Source organism: Streptomyces sp. NPDC029159 (genome assembly GCF_055564055.1).
This window is the reverse complement of sequence record NZ_JBVHWT010000015.1, coordinates 92,073-110,301: the sequence shown is the minus strand read 5'-3', so window position 1 is coordinate 110,301 and position 18,229 is coordinate 92,073. Positions and strand designations below refer to the sequence as shown.

Here is an 18,229-nt window from a genome sequence, read left to right as displayed (position 1 = left end):
TTTGTACTGCCTCAAGTGCGGCTTATATCTCTTACTTGACGAAGCATCAGACAACTGCCCAGTCGTCCGGTCCGGCGCTGCGCAGCTCCTCGTCAGCGTTCTCTCGGCCGTCGCGCCCTCGCTCGGGCACCGGCGGCAACGCGGCGGGCCGGGAGAAGTGATCCCGGCGGGCGCCGAGCAGGGGGCTACGGCGCCCGCGAAGTAGGGGTTCCCCGCGGAGGAACGGACTGCGCGGCCGACGGTTCGTCGTGCACCATGGCCGACGAGGCACTTCTGGCGTTTTCTTGACGCCGGGGCCGTGATCGTTCTTGACTGCCACGGTCATCCCCACCCGGGGCACCTCTCATCGAAGGTCGTGAACATGCTGGCTGACGCCCCCTCCGCCACCGAAGTGGTCGGGCAGTTCCTGCTCGGTGACTCGTTCGCCTGCCTGGCCGGTCGTTCGGCCTGGCGGCAGGGCGGGATCACCCATCGCCATTACACCTGGCTCGGTGACGACGGGGCGGCGCAGCAGCTGGCGGAGGATCTTGAGGCGTATGTGGCGGCCGTGGACTGGACGGCCAAGCCCTTCACCAGCTTCGTCGCGACGTTCTCCGGGCCGCTGGAGGTGCCGGAGACCGAGTTCGAGCGGCTGATGTGGCAGCAGCTGCAGGGCGTGCACGACCACGACAGCCTGACGCACGGCTGGGCCGAGGGGTACGACCACGATCCGCAGTCGGGGGCGTTCGCCTTCAGCGTCGCCGGTCACCCGTTCTTCGTGATCGGGCTGCACGAGACGCATGTCCGGGTCGGCCGCCGCCCGCCGTTCCCGATGCTGGCGTTCAACTCCCACGCACAGTTCGACCGGATCAAGGCGGCCGGCCTCTGGGACCGTCTCCAGGAGAAGATCCGCAAGCAGGACATCGACCTGCAGGGCGACATCAACCCCAATCTGCTGGAGTACGAGAAGCTGTCGGAGGCCCGGCGCTACTCGGGCCGCCCGAAGCCGGCGGACTGGGTCTGCCCGTTCTCCGCCCAGGTGAACAGCTGACCTCGCCGGACACGGCACGGGCCCGGCGGAGAGACTCCCGCCGGACCCTTCGCCTTCCGCAGGCATCGGCTGCGACTCCCCCGGCAACCCGGTTGTCCACAACGGGAGATGGGCCGCGAAGTCCCTTGTTAAGGTGCGCCGATGTCATCGATCAAGCAGGTCCAGATCACCTTCGACTGCGCAGACCCCGAGCGCGTAGCCCGCTTCTGGTGCGAGGTGCTGGGGTACGTCGTTCCGCCGCCGCCGAAGGGCTTCGCCTCCTGGGAGGATTTCGACCGCTCGCTGCCGCCCGAGCGGCAGGGTTCGGCATTCGCCTGCCAGGATCCCTCCGGTGTGGGCCCGCGGCTGTTCTTCCAGCGCGTCCCCGAGAGCAAGGTCGTCAAGAACCGGGTCCACCTCTGCGTACGCGCCGGGACCGGACTCGTGGGGGCGGAGCGCCTCGCCGCGCTCCAAGCCGAGCGCGCACGGTTGACCGAGCTCGGCGCGACCTGCGTGAACGTGCTGATCGCCGATGAGTACAACGAGTCGTGCATCGTGATGCAGGACATCGAGGGCAACGAGTTCTGCCTCGACTGAGCAGCGGCGGGAGGTGACGCGCCTCCCGCCCGGAGGCGGCACGGCCCCTGCGGGCCGGGCCGTCACACCTCCAGCACCCCCGTGGCCAGCAGCCGCAGCGATGCCGCGAGCCGTTGGGCCTCCCCCTGCCCCAGCAGGTGCACGATCGGTCCGCTCCGCAGGGCGCCGAGCAGGACGTGGGCGAGCAGTTCGGCATCCAGGTCGGGACGTTCCTCGGCGATCAGCTCGCTGAGGTGGCCGTGCCAGAACCCGTAGACGGAGTGCTGTTCGCGCGCGTCCTCCTCGGCGCCGCGGGAGGCCGTCGCCGTCTCCCCGAGCTACTCCCTCCTCGCCGCGCGGGCCGCCGACCCCGGGCAGGCGCTCCAGGATCTGACCGAGCTCACCGGGTACGCGGCCCGGGGGCAGCTGCGCGCGGCGGTCCACGCCCGGCTGCCGCTGACCGAGGCCGGCGAGGTGCACCGGCTGCTGGAGAGCCGCGTGCAGCAGGGCCGCATCCTGGTCGTCCCGTAACGCGGGCCCCGCGACGCCCTACGGTGTGCCGCCCCGCCGGATCGCCAGGGCCGCCGCGTCGTCGGCGAGCCGTCCGCTGGTGTACCTCAGCAGGTCGGCGTGGAGCAGCCGCAGGACGTCGCGCGGGCCGTGTCCGCTCCATGCGGCGGCGCGTTCGGTCAGCGGATAGAAGGCGCCCTCGGCGTTCCGGGCCTCGGTGACACCGTCCGTGAAGAGCAGCAGCAGGTCGCCCGGCGCGAAGGGGAAGGTGTCGACGCGGAACGACGCGGGGCCGCCGAGACCGCCGAGGCCGATCGGCAGGGCGACGTGCCGGACGTCGAGGGTGCGCACCTCTCCGTCGCGCAGCAGCAGCGGCGACGGGTGCCCGCAGGTGATGGTGTGGACCTGTGGGGTGCGGTCGGGGATGTCGAGCAGGGTGGCGGTGGCGAAGACCTCCTCCTCGTCCGGGACATCGCTCCCCCACTGCGCGGTGTCCCAGCGGATCGCGCCGTCGAGGTGCGTCGCGAGGGCGGGCAGCGGCGCCTTGCGGTGCGCGGCCGCCCGGAAGGCCCCCAGCAGCAGCGCGGCATGCCCGTACGCGGGCAGTCCCTTGCCGCGGACGTCGCCGATGAGCAGCCGGGTGGAGTCGTCCGTGCGGGCGGCGGCGTAGAGGTCGCCGCCCATCTCCGCCTCCTCCTCAGCGGCGAGATAGAGCGAGGCGATCTCCAAGGGGCCGCTGCGGGCGGGCAGCGGGCGCAGCAGTACCCGCTGGGCGACGGCGGCCACCGAGCGGGTGGTGGCCAGCCGCCGTTCGATGCGGTCGCGGACCGCGGTGAAGATCACCACCAGGATGCCGACGATGATCAGCGCGGCGATCTGCACCTGGTGGTTGCGGGAGGTCGCATCGCCGCTGATGATCCCGATGACGACCTGGGCGACGACGGCGAGCGCCGCGATCACCCCGGTGATCAGCGGCCCGGCGAACGCCGCGGTGAACGTGGGAGCGGCCACCAGCAGCGGCCCGAGGTGCACCTCGGGCGGGAAGAGGCTGTCGACCACACAGACGGCACAGATGAGCGCGAGCGGGATCAGTACGAGATACCGGGTGGGGTCCCGGCGGTCCCGCAGCGCGCTCAGCTCATGAAAGGCCATGTGTCATGCTCGCACCGCTGCGGCCGATACGCCCGGTGGCCCGCGCCGGGCCGGTGCCCGCGTCGCGCCCGTTCCCCCGACTGCCCGCACGCCGCCTACCTGCGGTGACGACAGCGCGACGGGCTGAAGGGGGTACGTGACGTCCCCCCTCTCCGGGCGAACGGTAAGGCATGACGGCCAACCCTGGGTACGGAGCACCAGGACGGCGCCTCCGGTCGAGCTGCGGCCGGAGCGTCACAGCCGCAGCCGCGCGGTCGGCCCGGCGACCGCTGCCGGGGCGAGCGACCGGAGCGCCGCACCGGGCCGAGCCGGACCGAGTGGCCGGAAAACAGACCGAGTGGCCAGGGCGGAACACCGAGGCAGAAGTACCGGGCGGGGCTTCATCCCTGGTTATCACCGTTCAGGCAGTTTCCTCCCCCCGGCACCATGAGCGGACCGCTCCGCACAAACCCCTCCCCAACTCCCTTTCCCCGCAAGGCATCCCGCCTCTCGACCACTCTTCCGGGCGGTGGAAATCAGACCGGGGCGTTGGTTTTATGGGGCCATGACCCGCCCCCACCCGCACCTTCCCCCCACCTTCGCGCGCCGTCCCACCGGCGCGGCGTCCGGTCCGGCCCGGCGCGTCCGGGCCCTGGGAGGGGCCCGATGAGCCGGCAGCCCCGGTCGGCGCAGACCCGGCGGGCGTTGATCCGCTCCGCCGCCCAGACCTTCGACGAGCACGGCTACCCGCGGGCGAAGCTCAGCGCGATCAGCGCGGGGGCCGGGGTGAGCACCGGCGCGCTGCACTTCCATTTCGACACCAAGGCGACGGTCGCCGCGGCCGTCGAGGAGGAGGCCGCGCGCACGCTGCACGAGGCCGCCCGCACCGTGCGCCACCTCACCCCGGATCCGCTCCAGGCACTCGTCGACACCACGCACGTCCTGGCCCGGCAGCTGGCCACCGACGTCGTCGCGCGCGCCGGATACCGCCTCAACTGCCAGTCCGCGCACCGCTCCGGCCCCGACCTCCGGGCGCGCTGGCATGTGTGCGTATGCGAACTCCTCGACCGGGCCGGGGAACAGAACCTGCTGGTCCCGGGCCTGGCGACCGAGGAATCGGCGGCGGCGCTGGTGGGGGCGACGACCGGGTTCGAGGTGCTGGCCCGCGAGGACGCGACCTGGCTCGCCCCGTCCGCGGTGACGGGCCTGTGGCGGTCGTTCCTGCCGATACTCGCGGGCCCCGGGGCGCCGCAGACCCCGGAGCCGTCCGGTCCGCGAACGGCGCCGCGGGGGCGGCAGCGGGCCGCGTCGGCGTTGGTGCAGTAGGCCGGGCGGGTCAAACCCCCGCCGTGGCGGGGGGTGTTCAGGCGCCCGAGGCGGGAGCGTCCGCGCCGACGGACTTCCGGTGCGCGCGCCACATCCGGGCACCGCGGTCGGCGGCCGTGTCCAGCCGCCCGAGCACCCCGGGGACGGCCATGCCCGGCAGGACGTGGTCGTAGAGCGCGGCGATCTTCTCTTCGAGGCGACCGCCGGCGATGGCGGAGTTCACCACCTCGACGCCGGTCCAGGCGCCGACGAAGAGGGCCGCGGTCTCCTGCGGGTCGATGTGGGGCAGCAGTTCGCCCTGGTCCTTGGCCTCTTGCAGCATCCCGGCGAGGTAGTCGATCCAGCCGGGCCAGGAGGTGCCGAGGAGCGCACGGGCGTGCTGGTCGGCGGAGAGCGTGATGGAGGCGCGCAGCAGCGGCTCCTGGGGCAGGCGGTGGGCCAGGACCATGCCGACGTCGACCCACTCCTGCAACCTGGACGCCTGCGGCAGGACGCCCTCGGTGGTCAGCGCCTCGCCGAGCACGCCCCGGGCGAGGTCTTCCTTCGAGGTGAAGTGGAAGTACAGGGCGCCCTTGGTCACGCCCGCCCGGGCGAGGATCTCCGCGATGGTCGCGGAGTCGTAGCCACGTTCGTCGAAGACCTCGCCGGCCGCCTCCAGAATCGTGCGCCGAGTCTGGATCGCCCGTGCCTGCCGCGCCATCAGGAGACCTCATTCGTCAGTCGCTGCCGGCGCCTGAGGCTCCGGACGAACCCGGTTTCCGGTGGGCTCGAACACCGGATCGTCATTATCTTCAGCGACGCATTGCAAAGAAAACCGGGCAGTACGTATCTTAGCATTTGCCGGAACCGCCGGTTCAGTACCAGACCACCGCACCAGGGGAGTCGAGTGCCCAATGTTGCTCATACCGAGCCACTCCGGCCGGCCTGAACTGCCGCACAGCTCACGTCAGCCCGACGCGCCGGAGCGGGCAACCTCCGCGGTGCGCAAGGAGTTCCTCCATCTCAGCTTCGACGACTCCGTCTTTCTGACGGGGTGCGAGCGGCGCGGCGAGCTGGAGTTCACCCTCACGGCACGCTGGCCCGGCTTCACCAGAGCCGGGGACGGCGGGGTACGGCACGAATCCCTGGTCGTGGCGCAGACCATCCGGCAGGCCGGACTGCTGATCGCCCATGCGGAGTTCGGGGCGCCGCTGTCCCACGCGGTGCTGCTGCGGACCTTCGACTTCTTCCTGGAGCCGTCCTTCCAGCCCCCCGAAGGCGTACCGGTCGACCTCGTCCTGCACGTGTCCGGTACGAATCAGCGCCGGCGCGGCACCCGGCTGACGGGACTGCGTCTGGAGATGGAGCTGACCACCCCGGAGGGCGCGCGGATCGGCAGCGGGGCCACGGACTTCGAGTGGATCGCCCCGGCCGTCTACCGGCGGTTGCGCGGTACGCACGTCGACGCCGTCCGGGACCAGCCGCACCTGCCCGAGCCGGTGGCGCCCGAGCGGGTGGGACGCCACGACCCGGCGGAGGTGGCGCTGTCGCCGACCGAGCAGGCCCGGCGCTGGCAGTTGCGGTGCGACTTCTCCAACCGGCTGCTGTACGACCACCCGGTCGACCACACTCCGGGGCTGGTGCTGATCGAAGCCGCCCACCAGGCGGCGCGGTTGACGGCACCGGCCTCGTTCGTGCCCCGGTCGGTCACGACGGTGTTCGACCAGTACGTCGAGTTCGACGCGCCCTGCTGGATCGAGGCGGAGACCTTCGACGGTGCGGCCGACGGGGACGGCTTCCAGGTCGTGGTGCACGGCTACCAGGACGACCGGCAGGTCTTCCGCAGCGTGCTGAAGTAGCGGCGGCCCCGGCGGGCGGAGGCCGGTGGGCCGTGGGAGCATCCCGCGGACCGCGGCACTCCGGCCGTCGCCGGGCGGCCCGGGCCGGACCGGTGCCGCCGCCCGTCTCACACCATCGTGAAGCCGCCGTCGACCGGCACCACCACACCCGTGACGAACGACGAGCGGTCGCTGCACAGCCAGGCCGCGGCCTCGGCGATCTCCTCGGCACGGGCGGTGCGCGCCTGCGGGGTGGCGGCGTGCAGCCGGGGCTCCAGCTCCGGGTTGCGGTCGAACCAGTCGGCGATGATCTCGCTGCGGGTGGTGCCCGGCGCGACGCTGTTGACGCGGATGGAGCGGTTCGCGTATTCGGCCGCGGCGGCTTTGGTCAGACCGGCGACGGCGTGTTTCGACGCGACGTAGGGTGCGGCGGCCGGAATGGACTGCAATCCGCCGACGCTGCTGTTGTTCACGATGGAGCCGCCGCGCGGGTTCTGCAGCATCGCCCGTATTTCGTACCGCAGGCAATTCCAGGTGCCGCGGACATTCGTTTCCATGATCTGTTCGTAGACCGTGTCGTCCATGAGATGCATGGCGTCCTGGTCTCCGCCGACCCCGGCGTTGTTGAACGCCGAATCCAGGCGGCCGAAGGTGTCGAGTGCGAGGTCCACGACCCTGCGCACGTCGTCGGGCCGGGTGACGTCCGTCGGTGCGTACACCACCTGTACGCCCTTTTCCCGCAGCTCGGCGGCGATTCCGTCGAGCCGGTCGGCGCGCCGGGCGGCGAGTACGAGGGTGGCCTGTTCGGCGGCGAAGACCCGCGCCGCGGCGGCACCGATGCCGCTGCTGGCCCCCGTGATCAGAACGACTTTGCCGGCGAGAAGGCCGTGTTCGGTAGTCACGGCCGGATTGTGGCACGCCCGTTTCGACGGAATTCCCGGAAAAGGGACGCCGCGGTCTGGTTTCCTGTGCGATTCCCGTGAACGAGCACCCGGAAGGTCGCTTTCGGATGCCTGACAACCACCTGGAGCAACGACATTTCCAAACCGTACGGTCTGGAAATTACGCGCCCGGCGCATTCCGGGAATCCGGGGTCGGCGGGGTGGTATGGCACACCGGGCCCGCTCCCCCACCGCATACGAACGGCGCGGTCACCGGTAGGTGGTGACCGCGCCGTGGGGCCGGCTCCGGCGGACGGACCGCGTCAGCTGAAGGTGCCGGGCTCGACCGCGGTGATGGTGAACTCGCCGCCGCAGACCCGGAGGTTGCCACTGCCCGTCGTCATGGACTCCTTCGAGCCCGGCGCGTAGACGTACACGTAGTCGCCGCGCTTCCAGCACGGGGTGTCGGAGACGCCTTCGTTGACGGTGTGGATCAGGGCGTGGGCGCTCGCGCCGGGCGCCAGGCGGACGACGCCGCCCGCGCCGCCCTCGCGGGTGGCGGGCCTGCCGATGCGGGTGCCGTCCCGGGAGATCAGCGAGACGCCGGGGTAGCCGCGCAGCGTGCAGGTCTTCTTGCCCTTGTTGGTGAAGGTCAGCGGGTAGCGGAAGTTCCCGGCGCCGGCATCGGGGGCGTCCAGGCGCAGCGACAGCTGGTCGGAGGTGCAGCGGTCCGATGCGGCGAGCGCGGACGGCGACTCGCTCCCGGCGCCCGGGGTGGCCTTGCCGGGCCGGTGCCCGGGGCTCGCGGGGGTCGGCTTTCCCGCTCCGGGGGTGTCGCCGGGCGCGGCGGATTCCTTGGCTTCGGCGCTCGGCCCGCCGTCGGAGGGCCGGGCCCCACCGCCGGACGGCCGGGGCCCGTCCTGACCTGCGGCGGTGGGCGACGAGGCCGGGGCGGCGTGCGAGCCGGAACTGCCGGAACCGTCCTGGCAGGCGGTCAGTGCGAGCGCGGCGACGGCGATCAGCGACCCGGCTGCCAGACGGCGGCCGCGGCCGAGAGCCTTGCTGGTGAGCGACATGCGGCTCCCCCTCGGGTGGTGGGTGGGTACCCGCCTTGCGTGGGTACGCGCGGTCGAATCGGCTGCCCGACCAGCGTGCCCCGGGGCGCTGGCAGGTGGCTAACGGCGCGCTAACGCCTCACTAACGATGACGCGGTGCGTTCGGTCTCCCGTCGGCCGCGCCGACCCTCGACGGCAGTATGAACCTCCCGGCTCCCCGGCGCCTTCGGACGGCCCCGTCTCTCGTGACGTCGCAGGTCCCGGGCCGGTTGCGCGACGGCCGGCAGGACCGGGCCGGGCGACCGGGGCGTCCATCCGCCGACCGGCTCCGTTGCGTAGGGCGGGTACGTCGTTCGGGGGCGGACCGCACAGCGTACGCCGGCGGACGGTACGGCGGCCGTCCGCGCCGTGTCCAGGGCCGGGAGGCGGGTGATCGCCGCCGTCGCGGTGAGGGCTGACGGGCCGTCGGAGCCGCCGATCACCATGGCGGATTTCCGCCGGTCCGCTGCCGGGAAGCGGCGCAGAATCGGGGTGTGAACATCCATGGCAGTGAGGCGGCGCAGGCCGGTCCGGGGCCCGGTGGCGGGCACCGCCGGGACGCGCGTACACCCGCCGGACGAGGGGGCGCGATGCCCGCAGATGACGGTGAGGAACGGCGTGCGGCGAGTCCCCTGCTCTCCACAGCGGAGGTGACCGCGCAGCTCAGCGGCGTCCCCGCGCCCACCGGCCACACGGACGCCGAACTGGCCGCGGTGCTCGCTCTGCTGACGGAGCCGCAGGGCATCCGTCGCTCCCGTACCGACGCGGTCGTCGTCGGGCACAGCCGGGACGCGGTGTCGGTCGCGGCGGCGCAGGCGTTCGCCGGGGCGTGGCGGGCGGCCGGGCGGCAGGTGTGGGCCACCGTCGACTGGCCGGAAGAAGCCGCCTCGTGGCTCCGGTTCGCGGACCGGCTGACCGCTCCGGAGCCGGATGCCTGGGTGATCGCCGCGGCGGCGCCGGGCTGGGCGCAGATGAGCAGGCGGCTACGGCACAGCACCGGCTGGGATCCTGCCCGTACGGTCGGTTTCGCGGCCCTCGGCGACTCCCGGCTCGCCGCGCTCGCCGGCCCCGGAACCCTCGACGGCATGCGGGGCGCCACCGCCGACGGACACACCTGGGTGATCGACCGGGGCTGGGTCACCCGCACCCTGCCCGGGCCGCCCGCGTAGCGCGGCGGAAGTGGCAGCCTGGAAGGGACCCACCTGGGGCGAAGGGAGACGGATGACGACGCCACTGCCCGGCTTCGAGGGGCTCGGCGGCCCGGCGGGCGGCGCCCCGCGCGTCCGGCGGCAGCTCGCGCCCGGGGCGGTGCACGTCCCGGACTGGCTGGACGTGGCGGCGCAGCGGGAGCTGGTCGCGGCGTGCCGGGAGTGGGCGCGCGGCCCGGTGCCGATCCGGCACACCAAGCTGCCGCGCGGTGGCGTGATGTCGGTCCAGACGGTCTGTATCGGCTGGCACTGGCAGCCGTACGCGTACACCCGCACCGCCGACGATGTGAACGGCGCGCAGGTGGCCGCCTTCCCGGACTGGATGGTGGCGCTGGGACGGCGGGCGGTGACCGAGGCGTACGAGGACGCGGCGGCGGGCGGCGGCTACACCCCCGACACGGCGCTGATCAACTTCTACGACGAGGCGGCGCGGCTCGGGATGCACCAGGACAAGGAGGAGCGGTCCGGGGCGCCGGTCGTGTCGCTGAGCATCGGTGACACCTGCGTCTTCCGGTTCGGCAACACCGAGAACCGCGGCCGCCCGTACAGCGACGTGGAGCTGCGCTCCGGCGATCTCTTCGTGTTCGGCGGACCGTCCCGGTTCGCGTACCACGGGGTGCCGAAGGTGTATCCGGGCAGCTGCGATCCCGCGTGCGGGCTGCGCGGCGGGCGGCTCAACATCACGATGCGGGTCACCGGTCTCGGCTGACCGCCGGGCCGTTCCGGTCGGCCGCGGGTCCCGTACCCGCCCGGCTGCCCGGTGGGCCCTGGCGGGGGCAGACTGGGAGCATGTGCCGCAGCATCAAGACGCTCCGCCCGCCCATGACACCCGAGGTCACCGAGGACGACATCAGGGCGGCGGCCCTGCAGTACGTCCGTAAGGTCTCCGGGTTCCGCGCCCCGGCCGCCCACAACCGCGAGGTGTTCGACGAAGCGGTGGACGCGGTGACCGCCGCCACCCGCGAGCTGCTGGACGGACTCCAGGTCCGGGGCGGCCACCCGGCCACCGGGGGCGAGGCCCGGTAAAGGCGTCCGGGGCGGCGCGGACGGCCGCCCCGGAGCACCTTCCGCAGGTCAGGCGTCCGGGCTGCTCGGCCCCTGCCAGTCCGTGTGCCGGATGCGGGAGAGTTCGCGGACCTCGCCGAGCGTGCCCCACTCGTCCTTGCCGAGGCGGCTCAGCGGACGCAGCCGGCCGATCTCGGCGTGCCCGTCGACCAGGACCTCCTCGGAGATCGCGGCGTGCACCACGCGCCCGAAGACCACGGTGGAGTCACCGATCCGCACCGTGCTGTGCAGCACGCATTCCAACGCCACCGGCGAGTCGGCAACCCGCGGCGGCTTGACGCGCAGGCCGGGCTCGGCGGCGATCCCGGCGGCCTCGAACTCGCTGACGCCGCGCGGGAAATCCGTCCCGGTGTCGTTCACCTGCGCGGCGAGCCCCTCGGGGGCGAAGTTGACCACGAACTCCCCGGTCGCCTCGACATTACGCAGCGAGTCCTTGCGCCCCACGGAGGTGAACTGCACGACGGGCGGGGCGACAGAGGCGATGGTGAAGAACGAGTGCGGGGCCAGATTGGGCGTGCCGTCCGCGGTGACCGTCGACACCCAGGCGATGGGACGGGGTACGACGGTGGCGGTCAGCAGCCGGTAGAAGTCGGTACGGGGCATCTCGGCGGGGTCGAAGTCAACGCGCATGGTGATCAGTATCCATGAGCGAAACCGCGGATTCCATAAAGGATCCACGGCACCGCCCAACCGCGGAGTTCGACGGAAAGTGCCTGGTATCGGGACCATCGAGTACCAGGAGCCGACACCGTGCCAGCCACCGCCCTCGCCACTGGGAGGACTTCGAAGTCCCCGCCCACGCCCGCGGCGGACAGGTCACCCTCAACCTGTACGACCACCTGGCCTCGTACACCCCGAAGCGCCCCGCCGCCTACCTCCGCATCTCCTCCGACCGCCGCCAGCATGGCAACCGCGCCCTTCCGTCCCGCACCGACACGGATCCCGGAAGGGGCGCGGCGGCACCTCCGGGAGCCGTTACAGGACTCCCGGGCAGGTGGTCGCCGTGGCGCCGGGGCGCGTCGGGTCACAGCACGCCGGTACGTAGGGCGAAGGCCACGGCATGGGTGCGGTTTCTCAGATTGTGGCGGGCCACCAGATCGTGGATGACGCTCTTGACCGTGCGCTCGGAGCGGCCGATCTTTTCCGCCACCTCTTTGGTGTTCAGACCGTCGGCGAGCAGCCCGAGCACCTCGACCTCTCTGTCCACCAGGCCCGCGACGTTGAGGCCGTGCGGTACCAGGGCGTTGTCCCGGAGCGCGTGGATCTGGCTGATCAGCCGCTGCTGCACGCCGTCGCCCGGTTTCGCGCGGCCGGGCGCAGCCGCCACGACGGCGCGCACCACGGCGTCGAAGCTGCTGTTGCGCCGGTGCAGCAGGCTGACCAGTCCGAGGCCGATCGCGCGCAGCATGGAGTGCTCCGGGAATTCATTGGCGACGAGCACGACGGGCAGCCGACGGCCGTTGCGGGCGCACTCGCGGCCCACACGCTCCACTCTCGTCAGCATGGTCCCGGTCACTTCGTTGGCCAGCACCAGCAGCACGTCAGCGGTCCGGCAGTCCAGGGAATGCGGCGCTATCTCCTCGTACGACGTCAACCGCACAATGGCCCCCTCTTCCGTAATGGGGTCATCGGCGAGCACGGCTACAGCAATCGAGCTTCTCAAGAATCCCCCCCCGATAGGGCACCCCGCACAATCGGCCCGCCCCTCCTGACGGGAGGGCAGTCCGCTGCGCGGAGCCGTGTCATGCCGTACCGGAATGTGTCGTGCGTGCTTGACACATTCCGGCAACCCCTCGCATGCACGGGTCATGTGGTCGGACCCAATGTAGCCCAAGCGGAATCCTGTATTCGGATAATCAGTTGCAAACTCTGGCCTGGGATGACCTCTTCGGGGTGATTGTTTTCAGTCACCCGTTTCGGCGGTAGCGCCGGGCCCTGACACTCCTCGACCCCGGCACCACCTCCCGGCACATCACCGTCCGGCGAGCGCTTCGACCACCGGCGCAAAATCACGCATGGCCGATTCATGCACACTGATGTACGAAAAACCGAATCGATCGCGCCGTTCCAGGAGTTGGGACGTGATCTCCTTCACAGAACCGATCAGCACCGTGGGCGCGTCCGCCGCCCGCTCGGCCGTCAGGTGGGGCATCCGGCGGCTCAGCGCCTCGGCCGCTTCCCGGCGGCGGGACGTCACCACCACCGCCTGGACCAGGATGTTGCGCTCGACACGGGCGGCGCGCTCCCCGGCCACCCGCTCGAAGCAGTCGACCCGTTCCGCGACCGCGGCGGCGTCCAGCAGCTCCAACGTACCCCGCCGCGCACCCGGTTTGAGAACGGCGCCGGTGAACGCGACGATGTCGGCATGCCGCGCGGCCAGCCGCAGCACCCGGTCACCGTTGCCGCCGATCACCATGGGGGGCCGGAACGGGGGTTGGGTGTCGCCGAGTTCACGGGGATTGTCCAGCAGCCGTGTCAATTCGACGACCGTCGCCTCCAGGCGGCTCACCCGGCTTCCGGCCGTACCCCACTCCACGCCGGCCTTTTCGAACTCCGCGCGGACGTATCCGGTGCCCAGCCCCACGTCGAGCCGCCGGTCGGTGAGCCGGTCCGTCGTCATCACCTCACGGGCCAGCAGTACAGGGTTCCAGAAGGCGCTGTTGAGCACGAAAGGGGCCACCCGGATCCGCTCGGTCACCGAGGCGGCGGCGACCAGTGCGGGAAAGGGGGCCTGCACACCGAGGTGGTCCGGCACCGTGAGGACGTCATAGCCGAGCGCTTCCGCGGCACGGCACTTGTCCGTCCATTCCCGGTGTCTCGTCGCGGAATTCAGGTTGACCCCGAACCGGAATGCATTCATGAGTTCTCGTGATTCCTTCCCGAGAGTTCAAGGGGCTGCGGAGTGAACACCGGCTGCCGGAGAAGCGCACCGAATTCATGGAGAACCGCGGAGATTTCATCCGCCAGTTGCCCGGCCGACGCACTGCTGATCCGGTCGCCGCGATAGGCCAGCGAGCCCCGTAGCGTGGTGCCGTTTTCCGCGAAGGTGATGGTGAGCGGGAACTTACTGGTTTCCGTGCGCGCGGCGACGAAGTCCACCGGAGTCAGCTCGGCCGCTCCGAGCGTCCCCGACCAGCGGGTCAGGCTGACGCTGTTGAGCAGGACGTCGACATACGGGGTGTGCCCGCGGGACCGCGTCGGCGCGAGGGCGCGCACCACGTCGTCGAACGGGGCCGCGCGGTGCTCGAAGGCCGCGATGACGTCCTCCCGGACGGCCCGCAGCAACGCGGCGAGTGACGTCTCGCGCGTGCAGCGGGAGCGCAGCACCAGCGTGTTCAGGCACGGTCCGATGACGTCCTGGAACCCCACCTCGCCACGGCTCGCCACCGGGATGCCGAAGGTCAGGTCCTCCCGCCCGGTCCAGCGGTGCAGTGCCGCGGCGACCGCGGTGGCCTGGATGATGAAGGCCGAGGTCTTCTCGGCGCGCTGCACGGGCAGCAGCCGCCCGGCCAGGCCGGGCGCCAGCCGCAGCCCGAGGTTCCCCGGGGGCTCGGGGGCGGAGGGTGCGCCGAGGTCCAGGGAGCTGGGGGCGCCCGCCAGCCGGTCGTGCCAGTACGCGAGGCCGGCCGCCGCCGGCGATCCGTTCCGCTCGGCGGCCACCAGGTCGCGGTACTGGTGCGGGGGCGCCGGTGGCGGGGCCGCCGCCGGTCCGGCCGCCGCGTAACAGCGCTCCAGTTCCCGTACGAACAGCGGCACCGACTCGCCGTCGAGGACGAGGTGGTGGACGCAGAACGCCAGGACGTGGCGGTGCGGCGCCACCGTGAACAGCGCGGCGCGCAGCAGCCGTCCGCTGCGCGGCACCAGGTCGTGCGCGGCGTCGGCCGCCCAGCGCCGCAGCCGTGCCTCACGCTCGGCCGCGCTCCACCGGGTGAGGTCGACATGCTCCACGTCGGGCGTCCACGCCTCGGTGACGTCCTGGTACAGGCGGCCGTCGCGGTCGACGAAGCGGGTGCGCAGGATCTCGTGCCGGGAGATCAGCAGGGCGAGCGCGCGGTGCAGCGCCGCCGGGTCCAGGTCTCCCGTCACCTCCCAGGACAGCGGTACGTGATAGGTCGCGTGGACGGGGTCCAGGCGCTGGGCGAACCAGATGCTCTCCTGGAAACCGGACGCCGGGAACGCCTCGCCGGGCGTGGGGCGGGCCACCGAGGCGTCCGCGGGCCGGACCCGGGGCCGGTCCCCGGCCAGGGCGGGGGCCCGGCGCGCGTCGATGGCCCGGACCAGCTCGCTGAAGCCGGGGTGGCTGAAGAGCTCCCGCAAGGACAGCTCGACGCCGAAGCGCCGGCCGATCCGGGTCAGGAGCGTGGTGGCGAGCAGGGAGTGCCCGCCCATCTCGAAGAAGGAGTCCTCGACCGAGGTCACGGGCGCGCCCAGGACCTGTTGCCAGATCTCGGCGAGCGCGGCGGCGGTGGGCGAGACCAGGGAGGTGACAGGCGTGCGGGCCACGGGAGTGGGTGCGGGCGGCCCGTCCGGTCGTGGCCCGTCCGCGACCGCCGGCGCGGGTGCCGCGGGGCCGAGGGATGCCGGCGGAACGCCGAGCGCAGGCAGCGCGTCCCGGGCCTCGGCGAGGGTGCGGTGCGGGGCGTCGACCATGTCCGCCACGACGGCGAGGTGGTCGCGGGCCAGCGAGGCGAGCAGGTCCGCGCCCAGTGTGCCGTGCGGGTCCTTCCACAGCATGCGGCTGCCGCGGCCGTCCTCGACGAGCAGGGCGCTGAGCCGGTGGTCCGCCACATCGGCCACGTCCAGGAGCCGCAGCTCACCGCGTGCGTCCCCGCCGGTGAGCGCGATCCGGCTCACGTCGGCGCCGCGCCCGCCGGTGCCCTCGTGGTTCCCGAACTGCAGGTACGAGAGGACCACCTGGTGGGTACGGTCCCGCTCGTCCGGCGCCGACAGGTCCGCGGCCCGCAGGATCGCGGGCAGCGGCAGCTCACCGTGGGCGGTGCCGGCGCGCACCTGGGCGCGCAGTCCGGTCAGCAGCTCCGCGTAGGTGCGCGCGCCGGACAGCCGTTCGCGGTAGGGCAGGACGTTGACGAAGCAGCCGACCCGCTCGGCGAGGGCCGGATCGGGCCGTCCGTGGTAGGGCGCCGAGACGATGAGGTCGTCGGCGTCGGTGTGGCGGTGCAGGGTGACGAAGAGGGCGGCGAACATGACCGTGAAGTACGTGACGTCCAGTTCGCGGGCCAGCTTCCGGACGCGCCGGACCAGTTCGGGGTCGATGGCACAGGACCACTGGCGGTAGCCGGCCGGTTCGGCCCGTACGGGCAGCGGGCGGGCCGGGGCGGTGCTTCCCGCGAGCGCGGTGCGCCAGTACGCGCGCAGCGGCGCGCCGTCGTCCCCGAGGGCCAGTTCCCAGGAGCGCCGGGCGTGGGCGACGAGCGGGCCGGGGGCGTCCGGCCCGCCGAGCAGGTCTCCGGCGTAGGCGCGGCGCAGGTCGTCGAGGAGCAGGGGGATCGAGGTGCCGTCCAGGACCAGATGGTGGACGGTGAGCAGCACCACGGTGCGGTCCGCGCAGCGCAGCACCTCGGCGCGGGCCAGCGGGCCGCGGCTCAGGTCGAGGGGCCGGCGGGCGGCCACGACGGCTTCGTCGGCGGTGGCGCCGACGGCATGGACCGCGAACGGGACGGGAGGCGCCCCGGCCCAGGTCAGGCGGGTTCCCGTGGCGCCCGGTTCGACGCGGGCCCGCAGCATGGGGTGGCGGCGGGCCAGTTCGGTGACGGCCGCCCGCAGCCGCTCGGTGTCCAGGTCGCCGCTGACCTCCAGGGCCAGCGGGACGACGTGTGCCGGCGTCTCGGGGTCGCGCTGCCAGGCGATCCACATGGCCTCCTGTACGGCGGACAGGGGCAGGGCGTCGTGCGGCGCGGACCACCGGGTGCCACGGCCGTGGGGCCGGTTGCCGGTCGCGTCAGCCATGGGGCCTCCGGTGTGAGTCATGACACGTGTGCGGCGAGTGCGCGCTTGTCGGTCTTGCCCGAAGGGCTCAGCGGCAGTTCGGGCACGGGCACGAAGCGGCGCGGCACCATGTAGCCGGGCAGCGCCGCCGCGGCGCGGGCCGCCAGGCGCGCGCCCAGCTCCTCCTGGTCGACGCCGGGCCCGGGGGTGAAGCAGGCCGCGAGCATGCGTTCGCCGATCCGGCTGGTGACCGGCAGCACCACGAGGTCCTGGACGCCGTCGGTGGTGCGCAGCGCGGCCTCGATCTCGCCCGTCTCGATCCGGTAGCCGTTGATCTTCACCTGGTCATCGGCGCGTCCCGCGTACTCCCAGCTGCCGTCCGGCCGGGCCACGGCCAGATCGCCGCTGCGGTAGTAGCGCCGTGCCTCGCCGGTACCCGCCACGTCGAGGAGGGGGTAGCGCTCGTCGGTCAGCTCCGGACGGTTCAGGTAGCCGATCGCCAGCTGGTCACCGGCGAGGCAGAGTTCGCCGACCCTTCCCGGCGGGGTGGGGCCTCCCCATTCGTCGAGCAGCACCACCTCGAAGCCGTCGAGCGGGCGTCCGATGTTCAGCTCCGGGTCGGCGGCTGCGCCCGTGGGAGCCGGGGCGTCCGGGGTGGACGGGGCATCGGGGGCGGTCGTCGGCCGTGGGTCGATCTCGCTCTCCGGCAGCCTTCGGCAGGTGGCGAACACCGTCGTCTCGGTGATGCCGTACATGTTGAAGAACTCCGTACGGGTGCCGTGGAGCCGGCGCCAGGCGCGGACGGCGTCCACATCCACCGGCTCACCGCCGAAGATGACGTACCGCAGGGCCGTTGCGGGCCGGTCGGCGGTGTCCTCGGCACGGGCCACCGCCGACCGGGACAGATAGCGGAACACCGAGGGCACCTGGTTGAGGACGGTGACGCGCTCGGACACCACGAGGTCGAGGGTCGCCTCGGGCGAACGGGCGACCTCGGACGGCACCACGACCAGCTTGGCGCCGTGGGCCAGGGCGCCCCACATCTCCCAGACGGAGAAGTCGAAGCAGGGCGAGTGGAACAGCGTCCACACGTCGTCGCCGCGCAGCGTGAACACCCGGTCGCAGGCCGCCAGCAGCGCCGTGACGTTCCGGTGGGACACCTCGACGCCCTTGGGGTCGCCGCTCGACCCGGAGGTGTAGATGACGTAGGCGGGCATGTCCGGGGTGACCGTCACCCGGCCGCCCTCCAGGGGAGGCTGGGAGCGTACGGCGTCATCGACGGTGATGACGGTGGCGTCGGGCAACACCGCGTCCACGTCCTGGTCGGTCACCACCAGGTCCAGTGACGCGTCGCGGGCCATGTAGCGCACCCGGTCGTGCGGGTACGCGGGGTCCAGCGGTACGTAGGCGCAGCCCGCCTTCATGACGGCGAGCACCGCGGCCACCACGTCGGCCCCGCGCCGCAGGTAGAGGCCGATCCGGGTGCCCGGCGCGGGGTCATGCCGCAGGAGGGCGGAGGCCAGACGGGCGGCCCGCTCGTCCAGCTGACGGTAGGTCAGGGTCTGTCGGCCGTCCGTCACGGCCTGCGCGTGGGGGGTGCGCGCCGCCTGTTCCTCGAACAGCCGGTGCAGCGTCAGTTGTGCCAGCACGTGGGATCTCTTCCTCG

General features: G+C 72.5%; 16 protein-coding genes and 1 pseudogene. 8 read left to right on the top strand and 9 right to left on the bottom strand.

The features are described from left to right. Positions 1–361 precede the first annotated feature (361 nt). The 3 genes and pseudogenes from gntA to ACZ4U4_RS25485 all read left to right on the top strand — a co-directional run. Positions 362–1,030, top strand: coding sequence for a guanitoxin biosynthesis heme-dependent pre-guanitoxin N-hydroxylase GntA (gene gntA / locus ACZ4U4_RS25495; RefSeq protein ID WP_467878573.1), 669 nt, complete (start codon positions 362–364; stop codon positions 1,028–1,030). Between the two features lie 141 nt (positions 1,031–1,171). Further along, entirely contained in the window at positions 1,172–1,606 is a 435-nt protein-coding gene (locus ACZ4U4_RS25490) for a VOC family protein (protein WP_467878570.1), read from the top strand. 330 nt (positions 1,607–1,936) lie between these two features. Next, positions 1,937–2,116 (top strand): annotated as a pseudogene (locus ACZ4U4_RS25485) (zinc-binding dehydrogenase); the annotation flags it as partial. 18 nt (positions 2,117–2,134) lie between these two features. On the opposite strand, the gene ACZ4U4_RS25480 reads toward ACZ4U4_RS25485, so the two are convergent. Further along, positions 2,135–3,247, bottom strand: a complete 1,113-nt coding sequence (locus tag ACZ4U4_RS25480) for a PP2C family protein-serine/threonine phosphatase (protein WP_467878568.1) — start codon at positions 3,245–3,247, stop codon at positions 2,135–2,137. A 645-nt stretch (positions 3,248–3,892) separates the two neighbouring features. On the opposite strand from ACZ4U4_RS25480, the gene ACZ4U4_RS25475 reads away from it, so the two are divergent. Beyond that, positions 3,893–4,552 (top strand): ScbR family autoregulator-binding transcription factor, encoded by a 660-nt coding sequence (locus ACZ4U4_RS25475; RefSeq protein ID WP_467878565.1) that lies wholly within the window; start codon positions 3,893–3,895, stop codon positions 4,550–4,552. 37 nt (positions 4,553–4,589) lie between these two features. On the opposite strand, the gene ACZ4U4_RS25470 is transcribed toward ACZ4U4_RS25475, so the two are convergent. Then, entirely contained in the window at positions 4,590–5,252 is a 663-nt protein-coding gene (locus ACZ4U4_RS25470) for a ScbR family autoregulator-binding transcription factor (protein WP_467878562.1), read from the bottom strand. 193 nt (positions 5,253–5,445) lie between these two features. Between ACZ4U4_RS25470 and ACZ4U4_RS25465 the strand changes: the two genes are divergently transcribed. Continuing rightward, positions 5,446–6,390, top strand: coding sequence for a ScbA/BarX family gamma-butyrolactone biosynthesis protein (locus tag ACZ4U4_RS25465; protein ID WP_467878559.1), 945 nt, complete (start codon positions 5,446–5,448; stop codon positions 6,388–6,390). A 107-nt stretch (positions 6,391–6,497) separates the two neighbouring features. Here ACZ4U4_RS25465 and ACZ4U4_RS25460 read toward each other — a convergent pair whose 3' ends face one another. Beyond that, a complete protein-coding gene (locus ACZ4U4_RS25460; protein ID WP_467878556.1) occupies positions 6,498–7,271 on the bottom strand; it encodes a glucose 1-dehydrogenase in 774 nt (257 codons plus the stop codon). A 302-nt stretch (positions 7,272–7,573) separates the two neighbouring features. Then, a complete protein-coding gene (locus ACZ4U4_RS25455; RefSeq protein WP_467878554.1) occupies positions 7,574–8,326 on the bottom strand; it encodes a DUF4232 domain-containing protein in 753 nt (250 codons plus the stop codon). A 608-nt stretch (positions 8,327–8,934) separates the two neighbouring features. Between ACZ4U4_RS25455 and ACZ4U4_RS25450 the strand changes: the two genes are divergently transcribed. The 3 genes from ACZ4U4_RS25450 to ACZ4U4_RS25440 all read left to right on the top strand — a co-directional run bounded on the left by ACZ4U4_RS25450 (position 8,935) and on the right by ACZ4U4_RS25440 (position 10,578). Then, positions 8,935–9,513, top strand: a complete 579-nt coding sequence (locus ACZ4U4_RS25450) for a hypothetical protein (RefSeq protein WP_467878552.1) — start codon at positions 8,935–8,937, stop codon at positions 9,511–9,513. 52 nt (positions 9,514–9,565) lie between these two features. Beyond that, a complete protein-coding gene (locus ACZ4U4_RS25445; protein WP_467878550.1) occupies positions 9,566–10,261 on the top strand; it encodes an alpha-ketoglutarate-dependent dioxygenase AlkB family protein in 696 nt (231 codons plus the stop codon). An 80-nt stretch (positions 10,262–10,341) separates the two neighbouring features. Then, positions 10,342–10,578: a DUF2277 domain-containing protein gene (locus ACZ4U4_RS25440; protein WP_467878548.1), complete on the top strand. Its 237-nt coding sequence runs from the start codon at positions 10,342–10,344 to the stop codon at positions 10,576–10,578. A gap of 48 nt (positions 10,579–10,626) precedes the next feature. Here ACZ4U4_RS25440 and ACZ4U4_RS25435 read toward each other — a convergent pair whose 3' ends face one another. The 5 genes from ACZ4U4_RS25435 to ACZ4U4_RS25415 all read right to left on the bottom strand — a co-directional run bounded on the left by ACZ4U4_RS25435 (position 10,627) and on the right by ACZ4U4_RS25415 (position 18,212). Continuing rightward, positions 10,627–11,247: a flavin reductase family protein gene (locus ACZ4U4_RS25435; protein ID WP_467878546.1), complete on the bottom strand. Its 621-nt coding sequence runs from the start codon at positions 11,245–11,247 to the stop codon at positions 10,627–10,629. A gap of 394 nt (positions 11,248–11,641) precedes the next feature. Next, positions 11,642–12,256 carry a helix-turn-helix transcriptional regulator gene (locus ACZ4U4_RS25430; protein ID WP_467878545.1) on the bottom strand — a complete coding sequence of 205 codons (615 nt, stop codon included), beginning with the start codon at positions 12,254–12,256 and terminating at the stop codon, positions 11,642–11,644. Positions 12,257–12,589: 333 nt separating this feature from the next. Next, positions 12,590–13,477, bottom strand: a complete 888-nt coding sequence (locus tag ACZ4U4_RS25425) for a TIGR03621 family F420-dependent LLM class oxidoreductase (RefSeq protein ID WP_467878542.1) — start codon at positions 13,475–13,477, stop codon at positions 12,590–12,592. After that, complete coding sequence (locus tag ACZ4U4_RS25420) at positions 13,474–16,584, bottom strand: condensation domain-containing protein (RefSeq protein ID WP_467878539.1); 3,111 nt, start codon at positions 16,582–16,584, stop codon at positions 13,474–13,476. The genes ACZ4U4_RS25425 and ACZ4U4_RS25420 overlap by 4 nt, the downstream gene beginning before the upstream one ends. Before the next feature lie 17 nt (positions 16,585–16,601). After that, positions 16,602–18,212, bottom strand: coding sequence for an amino acid adenylation domain-containing protein (locus ACZ4U4_RS25415; protein ID WP_467878537.1), 1,611 nt, complete (start codon positions 18,210–18,212; stop codon positions 16,602–16,604). Between the last annotated feature and the right edge of the window lie 17 nt (positions 18,213–18,229).